Origin of the sequence: Siphonobacter sp. (genome assembly GCF_048595215.1) — a bacterium.
In the GTDB taxonomy this organism is placed as follows: Bacteria; Bacteroidota; Bacteroidia; order Cytophagales; family Spirosomataceae; genus Siphonobacter.
Genome location: NZ_JBMDWJ010000201.1, coordinates 1 through 22,646 on the forward strand (window position 1 = coordinate 1; position 22,646 = coordinate 22,646).

Annotated in this window: 14 protein-coding genes; 2 read left to right on the forward strand and 12 right to left on the reverse strand. The window is 49.5% G+C overall.

The features are described from left to right. On the reverse strand, positions 1 to 1,214 hold a 1,214-nt coding region (locus ACOJTG_RS12340; protein WP_420154090.1), incomplete at its 3' end, for a cation-translocating P-type ATPase. Between the two features lie 594 nt (positions 1,215 to 1,808). Next, complete coding sequence (locus ACOJTG_RS12345; protein WP_420154091.1) at positions 1,809 to 4,958, reverse strand: PAS domain S-box protein; 3,150 nt, start codon at positions 4,956 to 4,958, stop codon at positions 1,809 to 1,811. 223 nt (positions 4,959 to 5,181) lie between these two features. Between ACOJTG_RS12345 and ACOJTG_RS12350 the strand changes: the two genes are divergently transcribed. Further along, on the forward strand, positions 5,182 to 5,640 hold the full coding sequence (locus ACOJTG_RS12350; protein WP_420154092.1) for a WD40 repeat domain-containing protein: 459 nt from the start codon (positions 5,182 to 5,184) through the stop codon (positions 5,638 to 5,640). 87 nt (positions 5,641 to 5,727) lie between these two features. On the opposite strand, the gene ACOJTG_RS12355 is transcribed toward ACOJTG_RS12350, so the two are convergent. Next, positions 5,728 to 6,819 carry a hypothetical protein gene (locus ACOJTG_RS12355; protein WP_420154093.1) on the reverse strand — a complete coding sequence of 364 codons (1,092 nt, stop codon included), beginning with the start codon at positions 6,817 to 6,819 and terminating at the stop codon, positions 5,728 to 5,730. A 364-nt stretch (positions 6,820 to 7,183) separates the two neighbouring features. After that, entirely contained in the window at positions 7,184 to 7,708 is a 525-nt protein-coding gene (locus tag ACOJTG_RS12360) for a hypothetical protein (RefSeq protein WP_420154094.1), read from the reverse strand. 317 nt (positions 7,709 to 8,025) lie between these two features. Between ACOJTG_RS12360 and ACOJTG_RS12365 the strand changes: the two genes are divergently transcribed. Beyond that, on the forward strand, positions 8,026 to 9,246 hold the full coding sequence (locus ACOJTG_RS12365; RefSeq protein WP_420154095.1) for an alpha/beta hydrolase family protein: 1,221 nt from the start codon (positions 8,026 to 8,028) through the stop codon (positions 9,244 to 9,246). Positions 9,247 to 9,464: 218 nt separating this feature from the next. On the opposite strand, the gene ACOJTG_RS12370 is transcribed toward ACOJTG_RS12365, so the two are convergent. The 8 genes from ACOJTG_RS12370 to ACOJTG_RS12405 form a co-directional block, all read right to left on the reverse strand. Further along, positions 9,465 to 11,132, reverse strand: coding sequence for a sensor histidine kinase (locus ACOJTG_RS12370; RefSeq protein ID WP_420154096.1), 1,668 nt, complete (start codon positions 11,130 to 11,132; stop codon positions 9,465 to 9,467). Between the two features lie 138 nt (positions 11,133 to 11,270). Continuing rightward, on the reverse strand, positions 11,271 to 12,641 hold the full coding sequence (locus ACOJTG_RS12375) for a chloride channel protein (protein WP_420154097.1): 1,371 nt from the start codon (positions 12,639 to 12,641) through the stop codon (positions 11,271 to 11,273). Positions 12,642 to 12,869: 228 nt separating this feature from the next. Then, complete coding sequence (locus tag ACOJTG_RS12380) at positions 12,870 to 14,717, reverse strand: RagB/SusD family nutrient uptake outer membrane protein (RefSeq protein ID WP_420154098.1); 1,848 nt, start codon at positions 14,715 to 14,717, stop codon at positions 12,870 to 12,872. A gap of 11 nt (positions 14,718 to 14,728) precedes the next feature. After that, positions 14,729 to 18,148 carry a SusC/RagA family TonB-linked outer membrane protein gene (locus ACOJTG_RS12385; protein WP_420154099.1) on the reverse strand — a complete coding sequence of 1,140 codons (3,420 nt, stop codon included), beginning with the start codon at positions 18,146 to 18,148 and terminating at the stop codon, positions 14,729 to 14,731. A gap of 27 nt (positions 18,149 to 18,175) precedes the next feature. Beyond that, positions 18,176 to 19,174, reverse strand: coding sequence for a FecR family protein (locus ACOJTG_RS12390; RefSeq protein ID WP_420154100.1), 999 nt, complete (start codon positions 19,172 to 19,174; stop codon positions 18,176 to 18,178). 42 nt (positions 19,175 to 19,216) lie between these two features. Continuing rightward, positions 19,217 to 19,858 carry an RNA polymerase sigma-70 factor gene (locus ACOJTG_RS12395; protein WP_420154101.1) on the reverse strand — a complete coding sequence of 214 codons (642 nt, stop codon included), beginning with the start codon at positions 19,856 to 19,858 and terminating at the stop codon, positions 19,217 to 19,219. A 202-nt stretch (positions 19,859 to 20,060) separates the two neighbouring features. Next, positions 20,061 to 21,599, reverse strand: coding sequence for a glycoside hydrolase family 43 protein (locus tag ACOJTG_RS12400; protein ID WP_420154102.1), 1,539 nt, complete (start codon positions 21,597 to 21,599; stop codon positions 20,061 to 20,063). A gap of 327 nt (positions 21,600 to 21,926) precedes the next feature. After that, positions 21,927 to 22,646 (reverse strand): helix-turn-helix domain-containing protein (locus ACOJTG_RS12405; RefSeq protein ID WP_420154103.1); only part of this gene is annotated, 720 nt, incomplete at its 5' end.

Below are 22,646 nucleotides of genomic sequence, written 5' to 3' on the forward strand. Positions count from 1 at the left end.
TGTAACGCTTCTTTTGACAAGCCCCGTTGCTCGGCAAAGTTAAGCAGGGCAATTTCCAACGGATCACCGATGGATTCATCCTCGGAAGCGGAAGCATTGTTACAAAGCACACTTACCCGTAACAAATCTGTGGCTGTATTCGGTAGGTCGATTGTTTCGCTGTCATCGTAGGTATCCATCGAGCTGCCGAGCTGTAGCTGATGAACCGTCAACTGGTTTTGGGTTAGCGTACCGGTTTTATCCGTAAAAATCACGCCTGTACTGCCCAGCGTTTCTACGGAAGATAAGCGTTTGACAATGACTTTCTTTTGGGCGAGTTGTAACATGCCGTTAGCCAGAGCAATGGTAGCCACGACCGACATGCCCTCGGGGATAGCCGCAATGGCCAATGCCACGGCCGTTTCGATTAATTCCAGGGGCTGGCGTTGGTAGAGTAATCCAACGATCAGGTAGAGTACAGCCAGCCCTCCGGTAATCCAGATGAGCCGTTTAGCCAGTACGTCCAGTTTGGCTTCCAACGGGGTGGCAGTTCGTTTGGCTTCCGCTACCAGGTTGGAGATTTTACCTAATTCGGTCTCGGCTCCAATGCCCGTTACCACAGCACGCCCATTACCTGCCGTAACCAGGGTGCCTTTGTATAGCCGATTGGGTGGATGGTTTACCTCGTCACTGTTGCTTTGCAGACTTTTGGCTACGGGTAGTGATTCTCCCGTCAGCATGGACTCGTTGACTTCCAGCTGGTTCATTTCAAAAAGAATCGCATCGGCAGCGATGACATCGCCAGCTTCTATCAGTAGGAGATCACCTCGGGTAATTTCCTGCGATGGAATCTCGTGCATTTTACCCGATCGCCATACCCGAGCTTTGGTATCCCCCAGGGACCGCAGAGCCTGCATTGATTTTCCCGCATTCCACTCCAACGTTAAGCCAAGTCCCGCATTGATCAGAATAATGGTCGCAATGGCGTATCCCTCCAGCGTATCTCCCAAAAGGAAGGATAGAATAGCGGCGGCAGCCAGAATATAAACAATAAGACTTGTGAACTGGCGAAGGAGCAAGGTCAGCAGGCTTTCCTGTTTAGTCGTTTCCAACGCATTAGGGCCGTATGTTTCCCGCCGCTTCTGGGCTTCCTGCGGGGAAAGGCCTTTTTCCGGATCGACCGAAAATTCAGTAAAAATAGATTGAGTTGTTGCGGGAAGTGCTGAACTATTCATGGGTAATGCGTGCATGTCGAAGATGATCGTCCTCTCACCAACCCTGCCAATCCGTAAACAAGGTAAAATATAAACTGGGAATGTCCGGTACTAGTGAAGAACGAAAGGGACAAAGCAACTGCCGGAACTTTAGCGGTGAGCTGATCCCGATCAGTCACGCTTATGATTTTCGTGATTCGTAAGTTCCCGCACTTAGAAAGACTGGGCAGAGTAGATGAATAAACCGCCGAGAAAAAGCTAGTATACAGGTAATCGAAGTACCCATTTACGCTTTAATTCTGAAAGTCGATGGGAGTGGTAGCCTTAATTTTAGGGGTCTTACAGTGGTTACTTTTTTGCTAAACGTATTAAGAATCTGCTAGTTACCTTTGTTGTGTACTTGTACAGCAGAAGAGTACTCGTACTACTTCTGCTTCTTTACGCAGGTTGAGGCACCTTAATGGCGGTTGGGGACCTCCTTCGTTGATTTGACTTTTCATAAGGGGATGGAGAAACGAATCAATGAAGTTCCTGCGTGAAGGATAGTTTTCGTAAATCTGTCACAGGAAGAAGGAGCGTCTAACGTGTCCTACTACAGCTCCTCTCCGTCAGAGGTTAGGTTTGCTTCCGATTCATCCAATCCTCCATGAATTGCAGGAGTGTTTCGAGCTTGACCGGTTTGACTAGATGCTCATCAAAACCAGCTTCCTGCGTACGCTGTTTATCCTCGAACTGGCCGTATCCGGTTAAGGCAATGAGTAGGATGGATTCACCCCAGGATTGTTGGCGAATGAGCCGACAGGTTTCGTACCCATCCAAACCGGGCATACCAATGTCAAGTAAAATGGCGTCGGGTCGAACGCGTTCAGCGGCGTTAATTCCGGCATGGCCACTGTGCTCCGTATGTACCTCGTATCCCTTCAGCTCCAGATACATACGCAAGGTCAAACAAGCATCCGGATTATCATCGATGATTAGAATTCGATACTGCGTGACGGCTTCGTGCGTAGTCGGGGTAATTTCCTTGGAATGTTGTACTTCAAGTGCAGGCAAATAAATCGTAAAGGTACTACCCAGACCCAGACCTGGACTTTGAACTTCAACTCGACCGCCGTGCATTTCCACTAAACGTTTAACCACGGTTAGTCCCACCCCTAAGCCTCCTTGCGAGCGGGCCAGCGAATGATCTACCTGTACAAACAAATCAAAAATGGACGCTTGCTGCTCCTGCGTGAGTCCAATGCCATTATCCCGTACCTGAAGAATGGCTTGCTGCCCTTGATGTTCTAAACTCAGCCAGACTTGCCCTTCGGCCGGAGTATACCGTACGCCATTGGTTAAAAGGTTGGTCACCATTTGGATCAAACGGGTATCATCGCCTTCCATAAAGAGGGACGTGACCGGAAGACTCACGTGTAAGCGACGTTGCTTGGACTGATACAGCGGATTAGCCGCATCAACGGCTTGTTTCACCAGCTCTACCACATTCACTCGTTCTTTTCGCAATTCGATTTTGCCCTGACTGATTCGGCTTACATCCAGCAAATCATCGACCTGCCGTACGAGATGATCCGTTTGCCGATTCATCATTCCCAGAATACTTTGGACTTTGGGATCATTAGCAGTGGTTAAGGAAAGCACCTGAAGACCGTTGCGGATGGTAGACATGGGATTACGTAATTCGTGAGCCAGCATCGCTAGGAATTCATCTTTGCGGCGGGCTTCTTGGCGAAGGGACTCTTCGGCTGCTTTGCGGTCGGTAATATCGAACATCACACCGCTCAGCTGTACCGGGACCCCATGGTGTTCGGCCGTAACCTTGCCGTAGCCACTCATCCAACGCACCTGTCCGTCCTCTCGTACGATTCGAAACTGCTCATCGTAAGGTACTCGTTGCTTGATGGTTTGATTGAGCTGGGAAGTAATATATTCCTGGTCTTCGGGGTGAATATGACTTAAAAACAGTTCAGATTCTTGAATTCCCGATTGTACCTCCAACCCCAGTAGGTGATAGTGTTGGTCGTTCCAGTATACCTGGTCCGTCGGTAAGTGCCATTCCCAGGTAGCCATCTCGGCGGCTTCAACGGCCAGTCGGGTACGGGTTTCGAGTTGCTGGCGAACCGCTTCTTCCTGCTTACGTAAGGTGATATCCCGACTGATTTTAGTAAAGCCCTGTAGCTGACCCTGCTCATTGCGAATGGCAACGGTGATTTCATTAACCCAGAAGCGTTCGCCATTTTTACGTATTCGCTGCGTTTCTTTTTCAGTATGTCCAATCTGGCTAGCTTCTTCCAGCTCCTGTTGCAAATTGCCAGCGGCCCGCTCTTCCGGCGTATAAAACAGGTCAATGGGCTGGCCCAGTACTTCTTCGGCTTCAAACCCTTGTACTTGCTGAGCGGCTTCTGTCCAGTCAACTATGATACCGTTGGCGTCAATACGGAAAATCGCATAATCGGGTAAGTTTTGAATCAGTACGCGGTATTGCTCTTCGTTGACGCGTAAGGCCGATTCCGCCCGCTGAGCTATTTCATCTTTTAACCGAAGATTTTCTAATTCCGCCTGTTTTCGCTGGGTGATGTTATCGGTATTCATGACGAAACCATCACCCATTTTAACCAAAGTTAGATGAAACCAGTCCTTAAACTGTTCGCGATCATAGTATTGTTCATCATTGATGGAAACACCGGTTTCGGTTACCTGAACAAATTTTTCAAACAAACCGGTTTCGCGTACACCGGGGTTTATTTCCAGCAGGCTTTTTCCGATTACATCACCATTTTGCTGGATTGCCAACTGATTATTCATGATCCAGACAAAATCAATAATTTTTCCATCCGGATCGCGTACGGCCTCAAAGGCTTGAATGATATACAGGGAACTGTCGAGAATGGTCTGTAAATGTTCTTTGGTCGTGGCTAATTCCAGTTCAGCTTTTTTTCGGGCCGTCGTATCCGTAGTAGTGGTGGCTACCCCGTCATCTACTTTAACCGTAGATTGATAGAACCATCCGTCAAACTGTTCGTAGGCATAATGACGTTCGGATTGGTCCGGTATTCCCGTTTCGCAAACCCGCTTGAAGGTATCAAAGATGCCAATTCGCTCTACTCCCGGCTGTAAAGTCAGCAAACTTTTACCAATCACATCGCCGTAGTGTCGCTCACTGGCCTTATTGTTGAGTACCCAGATAAAATCAATAATTTCTCCCGCTTCGTTACGCACGGATTTAAATACTTGAATCATTTCTAGGGTACTATCCAGAGTGGCTTGGAGTAATTCCCGGTTTTCAATCAGTTCCTGGGTTCGCTCACTTACTTGTTGTTCGAGCCGTAACTGGTACGTTTGATGAACCTCCAGAAGCTTTTCTTCGGCCTGTTTTTTAGAGCTAAGGTCAATCGAGAATCCCAGCCATTTTTTAACGGTTTGATCTGGATTAAAAATCGGGGTGGCCCGTATATTAGTCCATCGCCAGCCTCCCTCGGGACGTTGCAGGCGGAATTCCAGATCTATCGGCTTTTGCTGGGGCAAAGCTTCTTGCCATTGACGCAGGGCATCCACCCGATCATCCGGATGTACGGTGGCCGTCCAGCCCTGCTGTAACCATTCTTTATACGTTTGACCCGTATAGCCCCGCCAACTGGGCGAGTCCGCAAGCACGCTACCCTCAGCATCGGTTTCCCAAAAGGTCTGAGCTAAGGATGCTAGTAAGATCTGACATTCCTCTGCACCAGGAAGATGAACAGAGTGGGGTTGGTTTGAGGTATTCATACGTGGAGGCAATACGTTACAGGCAGAACGGCAGTCAAGCCTTTTAATCTCCACCTAAGCAGTGACTGGAAACGACTGGGTAATAGGGGAATCTCAATCGGCCCACTGGGACGAATACTCAAAAATTGTTAAAATGTTATTCCTAAACGGATGAACCCAAGCGTAGGATAGAGAAAATGTACGGAAATACTTAGCTTTCCTGGGTTCGACAAAATCCTCTGCTATGAAACCATTCCTTGCTCTATCCGTATTCTTTTTCATTAGTCTAATCTCGTGTTCAAAATCGTCCCAACCTACGTTACAGGCAAAATTGAGCAATGAAACCCCGCATGAAATTACGTATTCGCCGGATGGAAAATCCATTGCCGCCGGCGTCTGGGGAGCGGTGCGGATCTGGGACCTGGCTACGCGGCAGGCGACCGATTATCCAACTAAATTAAAAAACGAAACTCCACGACGGGTAAGTTTTTCGCCCGATGGTCGCTGGATTGCCGCGGGGACTTTCAGGGGAGTACGGGTCTGGAATGTTCAGACGAAGTCGTACCGTGATTATGACTTGCCCTTAGGAAGTGTCACGCCACGGCGAGTTCACTTTTCACCGGATAGTCGAACCCTTGCTGCAGCTGCTTGGGGCGGTGTAATGACTTGGACCTTAGGCGATAGTACAAAAACAAATGAGTAAAGTGACTACTCGGGTATGGCCTTAGTCGTAATGAAGAAGGTCTGACGTTGCCGCTCACCCGTACGCCAGACCTTCGTGCTAGTTCAACTACTGATCTACTGAAACAAATACGCTGCCCCCCATGCCGAAAGTATCTTTAGAATCTGGGTAAAAGTAAAAGAAGCGACGTTCTACCTGACCATTGTTAAATTTTAAGGTAATGACGTATTGATCGAGTTGATAGGTACCGGCCAGGTCTTTGTTACTGTAGGCAGAAACATTCGCATCGGATCCGCCACCGGTAGACGCCAGCCGAAATTGGCCATTGGGTAAAAAGGTGATTCGTTTCATGGAAACTACCACGGAGCTACCACCCAAAGCTACGTTTCCGCCACCGCTAATGGATTTAAAACTACCCGAGAGTTTCTCGCCGGGTTTAGCAGCTACGGCCACGTGCCAGTGCTCCCAATCACTAGTTTTGCCATCACTTTCCTGGATTCGTAGTTGAGAACCCTGCTTCTTCCAGCGGCCCCATCGTTTCGGTTCAATCTGCCGGGAAGCCGGTACATCCAGATCATAAGGAGGTACATCGGGGTATTCGTATACGGTGCCATCCTTTAGAAACAAATACGCTTCGTAATTCTGCGTAACGAATCCGCCTACCCCAAAACCGGTTTCCAAATGCATGTAAATGCCCTGAATCTGAGCCTCCGTAAGGCCCTTGCCCGGTGCCGTTAGTGGTGTTTCTGGACGTTTGTAACGGGCCCTCTTTTCGGGTTTACTCTTTGACGCAGTCGTAGAAACTTTGCTAACCGTTGTAAAGTGCTTGATTGCTTCAGTCAGGTAAGGTTTGAAGAATTTGGGATCGGCATCGGTAATGATACGAGCCCAGTGAATCTGACCGTCTTGTTCCGCTGCCATGTACGTAACCACCTGAGCTTTACCCTGATTCATGATCGCTCCCGTAAAATTCTGAATGGGCCCGGTATGATTGTACTGCAAGGGACGAGCCTGCTTGCCCAGCGTGGAAAGATCCGTTTCCGCCTTATTCTTTAACCAGCTTTGCGTGGATGTCTTACTGGCTTCTGGTCGGTATAGGGAGTACAGAAATATCCGGTTGGTTGGTAAGTTCGGAGGACTCATCTCAAGCGTAGTACCTTGTTGACGGCTCGACCATCCGGAAGGAGATGTTTGACCCATACTCACCCGAACCAGCAGGAAAAAAACAGCACGTATCTCATAGGCAATCGTTGAGGTTACCCGGCAAAGGTACGGATGCCCACTAAAAGTGTGAGTATGGCCTGCATTATCGTTACGTGAAAGGAAGGATAGTAGCCCATTGAGGCTAAGCAATGGGTGTTTAAAAAAGTAGCTACTATTTCGCTATAAAAAGTCCCTTCCTTAACCACAGCATACATTGCTGATTTTAAGGAAGGGACTATATGGTAGAGTTTAGTTTTTTGAACGGCCTTTTCGATTGCTTTTTTCTGCGACCTGTAGCTTCTTAGAATAATGGAGTACAAAAACGCCTCAGCGTAACTTCTCTACTTTAGACGCTCTGTACTCAATCATTTATTTCAAGGTGTTCGGCCTGAACCACTTTATTCTGATCAAACTTTAAAGCCAACTCGTGCGACAAAAAACCGAGGACACCGCCGCCCGCTCCCATCGAATAGGTCCAGGTATTGACGGAATTTTTTTTCCAAATGCATCGTCCGTAATGGCCTGGGTCGCCTAACAGGTCTTTAACCTGAGTCGTATCTTTTCCCATTAAAACCTCGCTGTCAATCAGATCTTCGGCCATTTGAAACCGTTTATGGCTTTGGGTCGCCCAAAGCCCAGCTTCAAAATCCAGACTGGGTGTATAGCTGATGGCATTCAAAAACAAAATAACTAAAGCGACGTAAAGGATCGGCGTACCGGCAATAGTAAGAAGCCAGGTGACTCCCTCGCGGGTAACTTTATCCACCTTGATAATAGCCGTAAAAAGCCACCGGAAAAAGAAATAATTGATTACCCCTAATAGGAAAAGGATAAAATACACTTCAATACTCAGGCCAAGAATGACCGGTAGGGTAAGTAAAATCATATAGTTCAGATAGATGTGGTGTGGAAAGTTAAAAATTAGTAAGCTTTCTTCAACTTCAAATGCTGTAAATAAGATCAAATATTTAGTATATCAATTGTTTTTCAGTACTTTAGGGCATTCGATTAGTATCGTATTTCTTTACAAAACGCTGCTAAGTAAACGTAGTAGCTAGTGCAGGAACCAAAGTACTGGCTGGCTCAAGCTTTACTACGAAAGCAGTACTATTTCTTACCTTTTCTGACTACGCTTACCTTTTCGAGTCTCCGCCTTTCCAGTACGCGTTTCACAGCATTCTCCTCTTTTAACTATTAACCTCTATGCTTACCACTTTTACACGCGGGTACAACCAAGCCCGATTTCAGACCCTTCCGGCTCTGCTTATTGTGTTGATCCTTACGGTAACGAGTTGTATTAAAGATCACAACCCCGAACCGGAGTTTAAGTACTTGGTGAAAGCCGAGTCAATCGCTCAAGTACCCGTCAACGAAGTCAAGCAGCGGGCTTCCGTCTTGGCACCGATTGTGCAATACGGCGTAACCGCCTATCGCGTTACGTATCAAACGCCCGGTGTTGATCAGAAACCGCTTTTGGCCTCGGGTCTGATCCTGGTGCCTACGGGTTACACGGGCGAACTTCGCGTACTCAGCTTCCAACACGGTACGATTACTACGCAGCAGGAAGCTCCCTCTCAGTACCAACCCGTTGGTAATATGGAAGCCTACGGGGCGGGTACGCTGGCGGCTTCGCTCGGGCAGGGCTACATGGTCGTCATGGCTGATTACCTGGGTTTTGGCGAGAGCAAAGCCTTGCCACATCCCTACCAGCATAAAGCTAGTCTGGCTTCGGCTACGATGGATATGCTTCGGGCGGCTCGTGAGTTTGCTACCAGTCAGGGAATGAAACTTCAGAAAGGCGTACGTCTAGGTGGCTACTCCGAAGGCGGATACGCCACCCTGGCTTTACACCAGGCTTTGGAAGCTTCGAATGAGTTTACGGTGTTGGCTAGCTACCCAGCCGCGGGTGCTTACGATATGGTAGCAACGGCGGATTGGGTGGTGAGTCAGGATAAAGATTTACCGGTGTTTGCTTCCGCCTATTACATGTGGGTACTGCTGACCTATGATCAGCTTTACAGCATCAATGCTCCCTTGACTGATTTTCTTACGACGGGGAATGCGGTTAAAGTAGGGGCTGCCATAGCGGCAGGCAACCCACTGGCGGCGGATGTGGATTTGAACCCTACGAAGCTGTTCAGCCCATCCTTCATTACGGGAATTAAAAATAAAACGAATCAGCCGCTGCTTCAGGCCTTACAAGCGAACAACGTTTACGATTGGAAACCTCAAGCTCCGGTACTGTTTATGCATTCCGCAGGGGATGATATTGTTCCAGCCTTAAATACACAAATAGCCCTGCAAGCCATGCAGGCCAAAGGAGCTACGGTAGGTTTTCTGCCCTTAGGTACGGCTACTACGACCCACCGCGAAGGAGCACCGCTCTACTTGGCTGCCATGATACAGTTATTAACGACTCCCTAAGGCCTTGTACTCGAATTAGGTTTTACAATGAATAACAAGGGCTAGCAAACCGTTTGCTAGCCCTTGTTATGTATGGATTACTAAAGTTTATACAGCCCGTTCGAAAAAACTTGAATGGAGGTTTTCTTAAATTCTCGTAAACGTTAGCTTATGTCTATCGGTGGTCAATCCAACTGAGAAAATGGAAATGCGAAAAGCAATGAAGACCTATGCTATGCTTACATTGTTGGTCTTTTCTCCTCGTTTTCTTTTTGCACGTTAGGAAAGAAAACCTGGAAGGTAGCTCCCTTACCCAGCTGACTGTAAGCCGTAATGGCTCCCCCCATGCTGGTTACGATCTTTTCACTAATGGCTAGTCCAATGCCGTTGCCACTGTATTCACTTTTACTGTGTAGACGCTGAAAAATCTGAAACATTCGGGGTAAATACTCGGGATCAAAGCCGACGCCGTTATCCATAACATCAATGCGGATGTACTGAGGAGCCTTTTGAGCGGGATGGATTTTCAAGGAAAGATCAGCCGCATCGATTAGGGTTGAGGTGAGCTGAATGCGAGGAATAGTGGTGGCCCCGGAGCGATCCACCCGACTGAATTTAATCGCATTGGACAACAGGTTTTGAAAAAGCCGGATCAGCAGTTGTTTTTGTCCCCAAATCGTGGGCAAGGGCTCGATCAAAAGTTCAGCTTGGGATTCCTTCAGGGGTAATTCCAGAAATAAAACAACCTCCTCCAGTACCTCGGCTAAGGATACGGGCTTGGGGCTATTGACTCTGGAAGGAACCTGTGAAAATTCCAGTAAAGCCTGCATTAGCTCCGACATTCGCCGAGCCGAGGCTTGTACCCGGTTTAAATAATTCTCTGCTACCTGGTTTTCATCGGGCAGTTGCGGTCGCAACAAATCGACAAATTGCTGGATCTTACGTAAGGGTTCCTGTAAATCGTGGCTGGCTACGTACGCAAAACTCTGGAGTAGTTCATTCGAACGGCTCAGTTGAATATTCGCCTGACTCAATTGTTCATTGTTCCGGGTCAGTACTTCGGCCATGACCTGCGATTCTTTCCGGCGACTTTCGATCTCCTGACGGGCCAGTACCATTTCGGTCACGTCCGTAGCCACTACAACAATATATTCCTGACCTAACGTATTCAGTAAAGGGGCGTAAACAAAATTGACGTAAGCTAGCTCTGAAACGCCATTGCGGATGAAATAAGCGGGCTGCTCTTCGCCCCCCACGGGCTGATGGGTTGCTCTAACCTGCTCCAGTAATTCTTCCAAACCTAGTCCTGCGATGCCAGGGAAAGCTTCAAACACGGGCCGATTTAATACTTCTTCTACCGGACCGCTCAGGTTCCAGATCTGCTGAAAGGGCGTATTGGCAAAACGAAGAATGTAGGTAGGGCCTTCCAGTAAGGCAATGCCCAGGGGTGCCTGCTCAAAGAAAAGAGATAGCCATTGATCGACTTCCCGGATGGGTATAACCTTATCACTAGCGGTATTTTTTACTTCCTGACAAAGACCGGTGGAGCCGATGAATTGTCCTTCCGGAGAAAAATAACTTTGTCCCCAGTACCGAATGCTCCTTACCTGATTGGGAGAAAGCATGATTCGGATGGTCTCGTCTATCTGCGTTGGAGCTACCAGCAATCTTTCCCAAGCTTTAGTGAATTTTCCTTGATCCTCTGGATGAATGAGCTCAAGCAGTTGCGGAAAACGAAGAGAATCAGCACCATCGGGTACGTTTAGTAGCGTCCGAGCGAGCTGATCTATTCTCAAATAATGGGTAAGCGGAAGGATTCGCCAGGCTCCCAGACCAGCCGCCTGTAAAGCTAAAGATGGGTCTAAACGATCCTCGGAAAAAGCGTCTAGCCGCTGGTCATTATTCATGCAGGAAAAAGAAGCCTCAAACGTATTGCATATTGATAACGAACTAGGCACTTTAAAGTTTTAAAAAGATTGAATAGGGGTGTGATTGAAGGGAATAATAAGTTATAGTCAATAAACAAGCGATCCTTCAGAAGTCTTTTAAGCGGGCTGGCTTAAAAATTCCTCTTTTCGGATTTCGTAAAACGAATGACGCAGAATTAAACTAGCCGCTACATTGGCAATGATGCCCGCCAGCAGGAAATAAAAGATCGCCGAATGCCGGTCCGTCATCTCCAGTACCAGAATGGCCGACGTAAAGGGCGTACGCGTTACGCCCGTCAGAAAACCAATCATACCCACCAGAATGAGTAAATTATGGTGCTGAGCCTGAACGGGAATGACGTATTCTAGTAACAGTGTACTTAACATCGCTCCGGAAGACAAAGACGTAGCGAAAATACCCGCCGCTCCACCCGCCGAAAACGACAGGGCATTGCCCATAAATCGAACCGGAAAAGCGTACCACGCAATGTGTTCCGTTCCTTCAAACAAAGCCTGATTGATCAATTCTTTTCCTGAACCCATGGCTTGTACACCCGAGAAAAAAACGATCGTCGCAAACAGAAGGCCCAGTCCGGTTACGAATACGAGTTGTCGGGTCAGGCCCGGAAAACGTTTCCGCAGGGAAGAAATCAGCAGTAATAATTTGGTAAAGGCCGAGCCCGCCAATCCCGTAACAAAGGCAATGCCGATGACCAGCCAGATGGATTCCAAGGGCAATCGAGTGATTTTGGGAAAGCCCAGAAACAGATACGGACCCAGCAAAAACTGACTCGTTATACCCGCAATGATCACGGAGCTAAGTACAGCCGTCCGGAAAACGGCGAGATGAGCTTTCGTCAGTTCCTCGACTACGTACACAATACCGCCGAGCGGGGTATTGAACGCCGCCGCTAGTCCAGCCGCTCCTCCCGTCACGATCATGACCCGTTGGGACACTTTATTCCAGGTTTCGGGAACAAGCCGGTAAATGGTTTCAAAAATGGACCCGGCAATCTGAAGCGTTGGGCCCTCCCGTCCGGTGGCACCCCCGCCGAGGAGCAAGACCAGATTACTCGCCACTTTTACCAGTGCAATGCGAATGCTGAGTAATTTATCGACTTTCCAGTGAGCCTTCGTTTCGGCCAGATCTACGGCGGCCATGAGTTGCGGAATGCCACTGCCGGAAGCCGTGGGAGCCAGATAGTGGGTGAGCAGCCAGGCTCCGCAAAAACAAAGGGGCGTCGTTAGAAAGATCAGGTAGGGATGGTGTTGGAACCAGTGCATACCCGTGTGCTCGACGAAAGCAAATACTTTTTCGTACCCTACCGCCATTAATCCGACTAAAACCGAAGCGATCCATAAAGGGGCCGCTCGCAACGGTGCCGTGGATAGATTATGTGCAATCAGCCAGTGGTTGATTTTTTGTACACCCGTACTGCGGCTGACGCGTTTGAGATACTTTCGTAAACGTATCTCCCATTCATTCAAGTGATATTTGCCCCTCATCATCATAGATACATGATGGCTCGAAGGTACTAAGGTTTAATGGGAGGGAACAAATAGAATTGTTTTTAAGTGAAAAGTATAGGTAACGATCGATTCTGAACTAGAAGAAATCCGATCCTAAAAACTCCCCGATGCCTTTCGAAATACCGATCAGGTCATGCCGCGACTCTTTCAACTAAAAAGGAGCTAGTACTTACCAGCTCCTTTTTCTTAGTATCCATTTGATCCGTAATCCGCTGCGTTACTGATGGCATCCAGAAAACTTTGCGGAATAGGTCGTACGGTATGTCTGGATTCGTTGAAATCAACGCTCACGATGGGATTCGTGGATTGCAGGTACGGTTTGGTCAGTTTGCCCATCCGTTTCAAATCATACCATCGCCAGTGCTCGCCGGTTAGTTCGCGCGCCCGTTCGTTCACCAGGAAATCCAGCGTTACCTGGCTGGGCGTTACCGTGATTTCACTTTCGCGACTGGTCAGGGCAGCCCGTTTGCGAATGGTGTTGACGTAATCCGTCGCTTTCGCCTGGTGGTTGAGGTACAGGGCGGCTTCAGCGGCAACCAAATAAATGTCGCCTAAACGGATAATCGGAATGTCACCCATCCAGTACTGATTCGTGTAGGCAAATTGCTTGCTCGAAAACTTCCGCATCGCCGGGTAGATGTTAATCAGGTTCGGGTAGTTGGCCGGAATCTGAGCCGTCGTTTTGTAATTGCCAGTTACGGGATCAAAGAGATCGCTCGGATCAGCTATCAGGTACGGTAGTTTACTTTTGGTGGCTTCATCGATCGTCCAGTTCGGCGTAAAGACGGCCAGTCCCTGATCGTTGGTCCTATTGGTTTCTTCTTCCAGTTGCGTCGTAATGGGCAGGAAGGGACTGGTATAGGGGGCCGTAGTACCCAGAATAACTTTCCCAACCACGGACGGATCTTTCCGGTAAGCCGTAGCCATCGCGGCGGTGATCGTTTTGTTCGCGTTGGCGTAAAACTTGTAGGTGAACGTCTCACTGAACCGCGTATCGGGCGTATTTTCCTGCGGCTCGAAAATGCTGGTGAGCAGGTACTTGCTGGGCTTGTAATAGCGGGAGTTGGCCCGTCCGTACAAGACACTGGTTTCGCGGGTACCCCATTCAGCACCCCGACCACCCAGTTCCGGCAGGTAGTACTGCCGCGTACGGCCCCGGTTGTACTGCTCGGGGTTCAGGCCTGAGGTTGGATCAATGGCCTGGAGGAAAAGCGACTCAGTGTTGGTTTTGTTATTGGCTCCGTCCCACAATTTGCTGAAACCCGAGCGGCTGGCGTCGCTCAGATACAGGGCACAACGGAACGTTGCCGTGTTATTGATGAGTTGTTCGGCCGTTTCCAGGGCCAGACGGGCGTAGGTTTCTTTTTCGCCCAGACGGGTGCGTTGTAAGTACACTTTTGCCAGTAATCCGTACGCCGCCTTCTTGCTGACCCGACCGCGAAGGGACTGCGTATAGGGTAAGTGTTCACAGGCGAATTTCAGGTCGGAAATAATGGAATCGTAAAATTCTGCTTCCGTATTCCGCACCGGACTTAGCTCTACGCTACCTTCGGCTGCCGACGTTTTTGACAGGGTTACATTACCAAACTGCTCGACAAGGTTGAAATTGGCATACGCCCGAATGAAGTACGCCTCGGCAATTTTGGCGTCCAGCTCCGCCTGCGATGCATAACCTTTTACATTTTTCGAGTAGTTGATGGCTGTGTTACAATAATTCACCAGCGAATACAGGCCGTTCCAGATCACCCGAACGGTACCCGTTGTCGTGTTGAGGGTGTTGTTGTACAGCAAAAGCCCGATGTCATTGTTACCGACGTTCACCCAGCTATCCGTACCCGCCTCGGTAGGGCCGATCAGATCCACTTTTCCGTGAAAAAAGTACAGGTCGGTGTAACAGCCGTTGATGGCTCCCTCCAGGCCCGCTTTGTCCGTCAGTACCCCTTCCACGGGTAAGCCGGCGGGGTTGTATTCGCCCAGTTTCTGGCAGGAGGCGAGTGTCCAGATGGCTACGAAAATCAGTGTATATACTCGCATACGAATGGTTTTTAAAAGGAGAGGTTCACCCCCAGAATGATTTGTTTGAAGAGCGGAAAGGAATCCGAGCCGCCCGATTCCGGATCAAACCCTTTCAACAAAGGACTTCTCGTGAAAATCAGTGGATTATAGATCGTACCGTAGAATCGCATCCGGGATAAGCCGAGCGTATTCTGCAAGGGCTTGGGCAGGGTATAGCCCAGGGTAATGTTTTTGACTTTTACGTACGAGCCGTCCACGTAATTGAGGGCCGAAATAAAGGTGTTACTAAAAGCCGAACCCGGTTGCGGAAAATCATTCGTCGGATTCGTGGGCGTCCAGTAGTTGTAGGTTTCGGGCTGGGAAATCGTATTCCAGTAACCCAGTCCGGTTGCATTGATCGTATGGCCGAAACGCATGTTGACGAACACGGTCAGATCAAAGTTTTTATAAGCAAACGAATTCTGAATCCCCATCAGCCATCGGGGGTTTGCACTGCCCACAATCATCCGATCGGCTGCGGAATAGGCATGTACTCCGTTGTCGGATTCGCCATTGGCATTAACTCGCGGAACGGTTTGCAGTCGAATATCGCCCGGTTTAGCTCCGTACAGACGAGCCTGAGCACTGTCCGCCGTTTGCCAGATGCCCGTTTTCTTGTAATCGTAAAAGGTGCGAAGCGGCGAGCCAACGAATAGGTTTTCCGAGATGAGCGAAGTGGCACTCTGAGCGTTTCCCAAATCAATACTAACCAGCTTCTCACGGGCGGCTGTAAAGGTTACGGTGGTATTCCACTGAAAATCCTTCTTTGCCATCGTACGGAAAGAGGCAGTCAGTTCTAAGCCCTCGTTCTGCGTTTTGGCAATGTTCAGCACTTTCGTGTACAGGTTTTTCGCGTCGAAGCCGCCCGCCGTCGAAGGCAGATTGCGTTTGTACAGAACCCCATCCGTCCGCGTTCGGTACAGGTCGGCCGTCAGGTCAATTCTGCCGTTGAAAAGCGAGAAATCGAAACCTAAGTTGGTAGTATACGACTTTTCCCAGGTAAGATCTGGGTTGCCCAAAGCCTGTTTCAGCACGTAGATGGGCAGAATACTCGAACCGCCCAGCGACAAGTTAGACCCCGCCGTTTTGGATACCATTTCTGAAATGCTCTGGTACGGCGAAATGTTATTATTCCCCGTAACCCCGTAGCTGAACCGAACCTTCAAATCCTCAATCCAGGTCTTGACCCCTTCCATGAATTTTTCATCACTGGCCCGCCAGGCCACCGACACCGAAGGGAAAGACGCCCAGTTGCGGTACAACTGCGAAGCCCCGTCCCAGCGATTGGATAAAGTCAGCAGATACTTGCTCCGATAGCTGTAGTGCAAACGTCCGGCGTACGACATCCGGCTGGTTTCCGAATAGCTTGTTGAACGGTTGCTGACGGTATTGGCGGCTCCGGTGTTGTAAAACTGGTAGTAATCAAAATCCAGGCCGTTAACTGAAATATTGGACGTTTCCGTCTGCGTCTTCGCCATCGAAGTGATCGCCGTGGCGGTTAACTGATGGTCTTTGGGCAGATTCAGGTTGTAGGTTGCGTAGGTTTCCCAGATGTACGAATAGCCAATGCCGTTGGAGTAACTCGCTTCCTTATTGACGCGTCCTTCCGATGCCGGATTATAGGCTCGCTCACTCTGGAAAAAACCATCCCGCGAACCCGAAGCCGTCAGACCCAGGTTGGACCGGATGGTCAGGTTATCGAGGGGCGTTAATTCGACGTAGGGATAAATATTGACATTCAGGCTTTTGGAATTGTCTACGTATACACCGGGAGCATAATTAGCAATGGGGCTGATGGTAGAATTGCTTTCACCCAGGGGCCGGAGTCGGACACTGCCGTCTTCATTGTACGCTTCACCCACCGGAGCCACGCTATACGCTTTGTTCACCCGGCTGGCGGTGGCATCGGTATTACGGGCCGTCAGGACGGTTTGAATCCCGGCTTTAAACAGCTTGCTGAACTTCACGTCCATGCCCGTACGCAGGTTGAGAATCTTGGCTTCGTCGAATTGATAAATCCCCTTTTCGCCGATGTAACCCATAGACAAATAGGCCTGTATTTTATCCGTGCCGCCCCGCAGGGAAACGAAGTGGTTTTGCTGAACCCCAGTTTTAAGCGTTTCATCCACCCAGTTTACCCAGCGGCCCTGCTCGACCAGATTACGCACTTCCACGGATGAAACCAGATCGACGAGGTTATCGGTGTAGGTGCCCCGTTCGGTAAAATAGCGGTCTCTTTGGTACTGAATCCAGCGGTTGCCGGTAAGCGGTTTGGGAAAACGGGCGAAGCCGTTGATGCCGTAATAGCTATCAACGTCAATCTGTAATTTGCCCGCTTTGGCCTTTTTGGTGGTAACAATGATGACCCCGTTGGCTCCGGCCACTCCGTAAATGGACGTAGCCGCTGCGTCTTTCAGAACATCAATGTTTTCAATGTCATTGGGATTCAGAGCGTTAATATTCCCCGGTACGCCGTCGATCAGGTACAGCGGCGTTTGTCCCCCGGAAATAGAGCGGTTCCCGCGTAAGAGAATGTTGGGCGTAGTCCCAGCCCGGCCGCTGCCCCGTTCAATATCCAGACCCGCCACGCGGCCCTGCAGGGCTTCGACGGGATTCGTTACCGGACTTAGCGTGATGTCGGCGGCTTTCACGCTGGAAACGGACCCGGTGAGGTCTTTTCGGCGAGTGGTACCGTAACCGATGACCACTACTTCGTCCAGAGCACTAGGTTCAGGTTGCAGGGAAACATTCAGTGCGGTTTGATTCCCCACCAGCAATTCCTGGCTTTTATACCCCACAAAAGATAGAATCAGCGTGACTTCGCCGTCGGGAATACTCAGTTTGAACTCCCCCTGTACGTCGGAGTTAGTACCCCGCGTCGTGCCTTTCACGATGATGCTGACGCCCGGCAATGCTTCGCCTTTTTCGTCCTTCACCGTTCCCTGAATCTGGCGATCCTGGGGAGCTTTGGGTAACTCTACTACCTCGGCTAGGGCAGCGAGGGTGGGTGTACTAGGAGGGACTGTGGTTTTTTCGGGGGAAGTTGAGGTCTGTTCCTGCGGCTTTCGGTTGCGTACAATCATGTATACCCCTTCGCTTACTTTTTTGAAGCCGAGGGCATTGGGTTGCAGCAGTCGCGTCAGGTTTTCTTCGAGGGAACGTTTGCGATCTACTACTGCCGGATCGACGGGTAATTGCACCAGGCGATCTTCAAAAATGATGTTGACCCGGTACGTACTCTTTAACTGGATCAGCACATCCCGCAGGGTAGCGTTGGGTTGGCGGGTCATCTGATTCATAACAAAGGAAAATCCGGGCCCCGTCTGTGAGTGGGCCGACACCTGCGAACAGACGGATAGGGAAACACAGACCAATAGCGATCTTCGAGCTCGCCGGGAAAGCAGTCTCATACACAAAAATAGGTTTAGGGTTAGCGTCTAGTCTTTGAAAACAATCCGGTTGTCGCGACGGGTGAAATTGATGGCGAATAGTTCGGCGATAAGCTCCAGGGTGGCTTCGGGCTTTTCGGCGGGTAAGAGGCCCGTAGCCGTTCGACTGGCGAGTTCCGGATCGTTGATTTCCACTTCGAACCCATAGGTTTCTTCGAGAATGGACGCCAGTTCCCGGAGGGAGGTTCGGTTGAGCGTGAGGTGATGGTCTTTCCAGGAAGCGTATTGCTCCGGATGGGCGGTATGCGAGCGACTGAGTTTTCCCGACGGATTCATCACGACCAGATCGCCGGGTTTCATCACGAGCGGAGAAGCCTGCGGGGCCTGTTTCATTTGTAAGGCCACTTTTCCGGATCGGAGCGTGACCTGCGAGCGACGGCTGCGGGCAAAAACGGTAAACTGGGTGCCCAAGACGTTCACTTCCAGTCCACTGGGAATGGAAACAATGAAAGGCTGATGCTGCGGCGTATGTTCAATCTGGAAATCGGCTTCGCCCCGCAGTTCCACCCGACGCGTACCTTCACCGAAGCCAAATCGCGGATACCGTAGCGAAGAGTTGGCATTTAGGGTAACGCTTGAACCGTCTTCGAAGGAAATGTTCCGGGTTTCACCGTATCCCGTTTCACTCGTCTGGTAATAAATCAGGTTCCGAATGGCCGGGAAGGAGACACCGAGGAAGGCAACTGCCACAACTGCCGCAATCAACCGAACCGAAGTCCGGTTCCACCAGCGGATGGGCGTATCATCGGTTTGAAGGATAGCTTCTGGCTCGGATTCCTGATGAAGCATTTGCTGCGTACGCTGAAAAGCATCCTCCCACGAAGCTCGGCCCTGTAGGTGGTTTAGCTCCCATTCGTGCAGCCATTGGTAGTATTGTTCGTGGTTGCCGGTATCCTTCAGCCATTCTTCAATGACTTTCTTCTGAAGGGGTGTGGCCCGACCCGCGAAGTAATCGTGTACCGTGTTTTTAATGACCTGGTCTTCCATGGTAATCGGTTGGCTTTCAATAGGTGGTTGGGAGGAAAGAGATTAACTAAACCACTGTAGCAGAATAGTGATTGTTAGTATAGCCTTGCGAAGCTGACTTAGTGCTTTGGCCATGTGAGCTTCTACGGTTTTCAGGGACAGGTTCAATTCGGTAGCGATTTCCTTGTTTTTCTTCCCCTCAAACCGGCTCAGCATGAAAACCCGCTGACATTGGGCGGGAAGCTGCAAAATGGCCTGATCTATGCGTTGGTACAATTCATCGTACTCAATCAGGGATTCGGGATTGTTGGCTTCCGAGAGGTGTTCGGAAGATTCCGGAGAAGTCGTATTTTTCTCTTCTTTCAACTCATAACGAACGTAGGTATACGCCCGATTTCGCACCGCCGCGTATAAGTACGAACGAAACGTACCATGCATGGAAGCGTAGGTATTGCTTTTCCAGAAATCGTGAAACACATCACATACCATATCCTCCGCCTTTTCTTTGGTATACACAAAGCGTAAAGCATGGCTGAACAAAGGCTGATAGTACAGACGAAACAGGGCTTCAAAACCTTTCCCGGTAGACTCGGCAAAAGCGGCTCGAATAAAATGTTCGTTATCAATCACTTTGGAAGGTTCCGGTTGCAAACGCTCTTCCCGCAAAGAAGTTTCTGAACTAGAAAGCTTTTCTACCAATCCCATTAGCTACAGATGAGTCTTTACTAGGGTGACAAAGAATGCCCCCCATACCCTTAGTACTCAACTCGAAATATTTTAATAAAAACTTCGTGAAGTAATATAATTAGATCAGAATAGGTGATTGATTTTAGTACGCGTCAAAAACAACCCCCAAAGGAATCAGGCATTCCTTTGGGGGTTGTCGAGGGGTTTCAGCTTTATCTAATTATGGATAGGAAAGGGCAAAGAAGCTGAAAACGGCTGGCTCGCCCGAGGCCCCCTGATGCAATAAGCCGGGTCGTGGACTGCGGTCCCAGGGGGGCAGAAAACTTCCGTCATATACGCCAGCGGCAGTGGTGAGTTCGTTCCACTTTTCCCCGTCCGGACTCCAGTAAAACTTTATATGGGAGCCGTCTTTCACGTCCATTTTAAGCTGAACTGCTTTTGCTGAGGCAATCGACTCCTGCCGGAGAATCTGCCGCTGATCTTTTTTCACTTCCCAAACCTGCACTTGATTGCCCTGCATGCCGATGCCTACGGCTTGTCCAGCATCCCCGTAGAGCACCAGACCTTTCAAGGCCGCGTTTTGATTGACGACTTCGGTGGTCATGGTATAATCACCCAGAAGGGGTCGAATCGTCAATGCCGTGCCGGAAGGGTTGTTGGCGAGAGATTGACCCGTTAAGAAAAGGTTGCCCTTGCTTACTTTAACTTCCGGTGTAGCATGCCGAAAATCCCACTGCCAGCTGCCGGATACCGTGGTTGCTGAAAAATCATCCCGGAAATTCTTGACGCGTTCCGCCTCGTTGCCCAGCGGTTTGATTCGCGGCCATTCCGCATCCCATACTACTTCACCCAGCATACCTTGTCGGCCCGTGTATACCAGATCCTTCTTATTATAAGCATGATACAGGTAATAGGTTTTTCCGGCTGGGGAAGTAACCAGCGTGCCGTGGCCTGTGCATTTCCACTCGTCGGTTTCGGCCAGTAGGGGGTTGCCTTCAAAGCGGGTATAGGGGCCTTGCAGGGATGCCGACCGGGCGACTTCTACTTTGTAGTTACAATCCCTGCCGCAGCAATTACCGGGGGAATAAAATAGATAGTATGTGTTGTCTCGTTTGATGAGGGCTTGTCCTTCCAGCCCTTCCTTTTTATCATCCCGCAGGAGCGTGAAGGGTTCTCCCAGTACCTTTAATCCGTCATTGGAAAGTCGGCTCCCCAGAATTTCAATGGGCCGCTGATCCAGCCCATACGCTTTCCAGGTGATGTATAATTGTCCCTTATCTTCGATGATAAAGGGATCAATGGCCTCTTTACCAAACTCCAGCAAAATGCCCCGGTCAGTAAATCCTTTTGCCGGGTTACTGGATGTTGCTACGCCGATACAGGAAACACCATCGCTTTTTTTGCGGGCTACGTAATACACAAAGTAGGTGCCCTTTCGGTAATACAGCTCTGGAGCCCAGAACGAAGCCGCCGCCCAGGCGGGCGTTTTGGGAAACACGTACCCAATGGGTTGCCAGTGGAGTAAATCGGTGGATTGAAGTACGGGAAAATGGGGTGCCCATTCCGAAGAAGTTCCGGTCGCGTAGTACGTTTGCCCCACGCGAATGATCGAAGGGTCCGCAAAATCCCCGGGAATGACCGGATTTTCACGACGCTGGCTACTATCGACTAAAGCTAATGGAGAGGCAGATGAAACGCTTTCGGGCTTTGAGAAAGCCAAAAAGGGAAGGGTAAAAAGCAGGAAGAAAATGAGTTTCATACGGTTTGTCGAGGTAATACATGCAGCAATCGGCTGTCGTAAGCGTGTACGTATCGTTAGCCTTGCCGGCACAAAGAAATGTAAAAACGACCGTTTTTTACGTATGAATCGACTTGGGCTGACGGGAAGCGGCAGAAAAGACCAACCGAATGAGTGGAGCAAAAAGCGGCTGATTACTCGAAAGGGAATCGCTTTCTCACCAAAACTGCTAGGCAAGACCGATTCTGCTTTTATAAACTACACAGGAGGACCTTTAAGAAATAGGTCCTCCTGTGTGGAAATTGGTATCGAAAGAGACATTCTGAACTATACGTTCTCATCTGAAATCTAATCCCTAAAGGATTGCCGAAAGGCCACCGGAGAAAGTCTGGTTTTGGATTTGAACAGCTTACTGAACGATTGCGGATGCTCGAAACCCAGATGGTACGCAATTTCAGCCACGGTTAAGCCGCTCGTACTCAGGTAGGTTTTTGCCGTTTCAATCAACTGATTGTGAATGTATTGCTGCGTACTGACCCCGTGTAGCGTTTTGAGTAGATCCGTTAAGTAGCGGGGTGATACCTTGATGTGATCCGCTACTTCCTGTACCGTGGGAATGCCGTTCAGTGGTTGCGAAAATCGGCTGGTTAGGTACGCATCCATGGTGGTGATCAAATCATGATGGACTGCTTTACGGGTCAGAAATTGCCGATTGTAATAGCGATTACTGTGATGCAATAGCAGTTCAATCTGCGAAACCAGTACGTCCTGACTAAAGGCATCGATGTTGGTGTGAAGCTCCCGCTGAATCGAATCAAACACGGAGGTAATAACCTCCTTTTCGCTCGCCGATAAAAACAAGGCTTCCGAGATGTCGTAGGAAAAAAAATGATACTGCCGGATCGACTTGCCGAGCGGATAGGTTCGAATCAGATCCGGATGAAAATACAGGGCAAACCCCTCGTAACTGTCCGTGGAAGCAGTCATGGTCACCAACTGATGTGGAGCTAGAAAGGCCAGTCCGCCCTCCTGGAAATCATAGTAGCCTGGCCCGTAGCGAACGTGTCC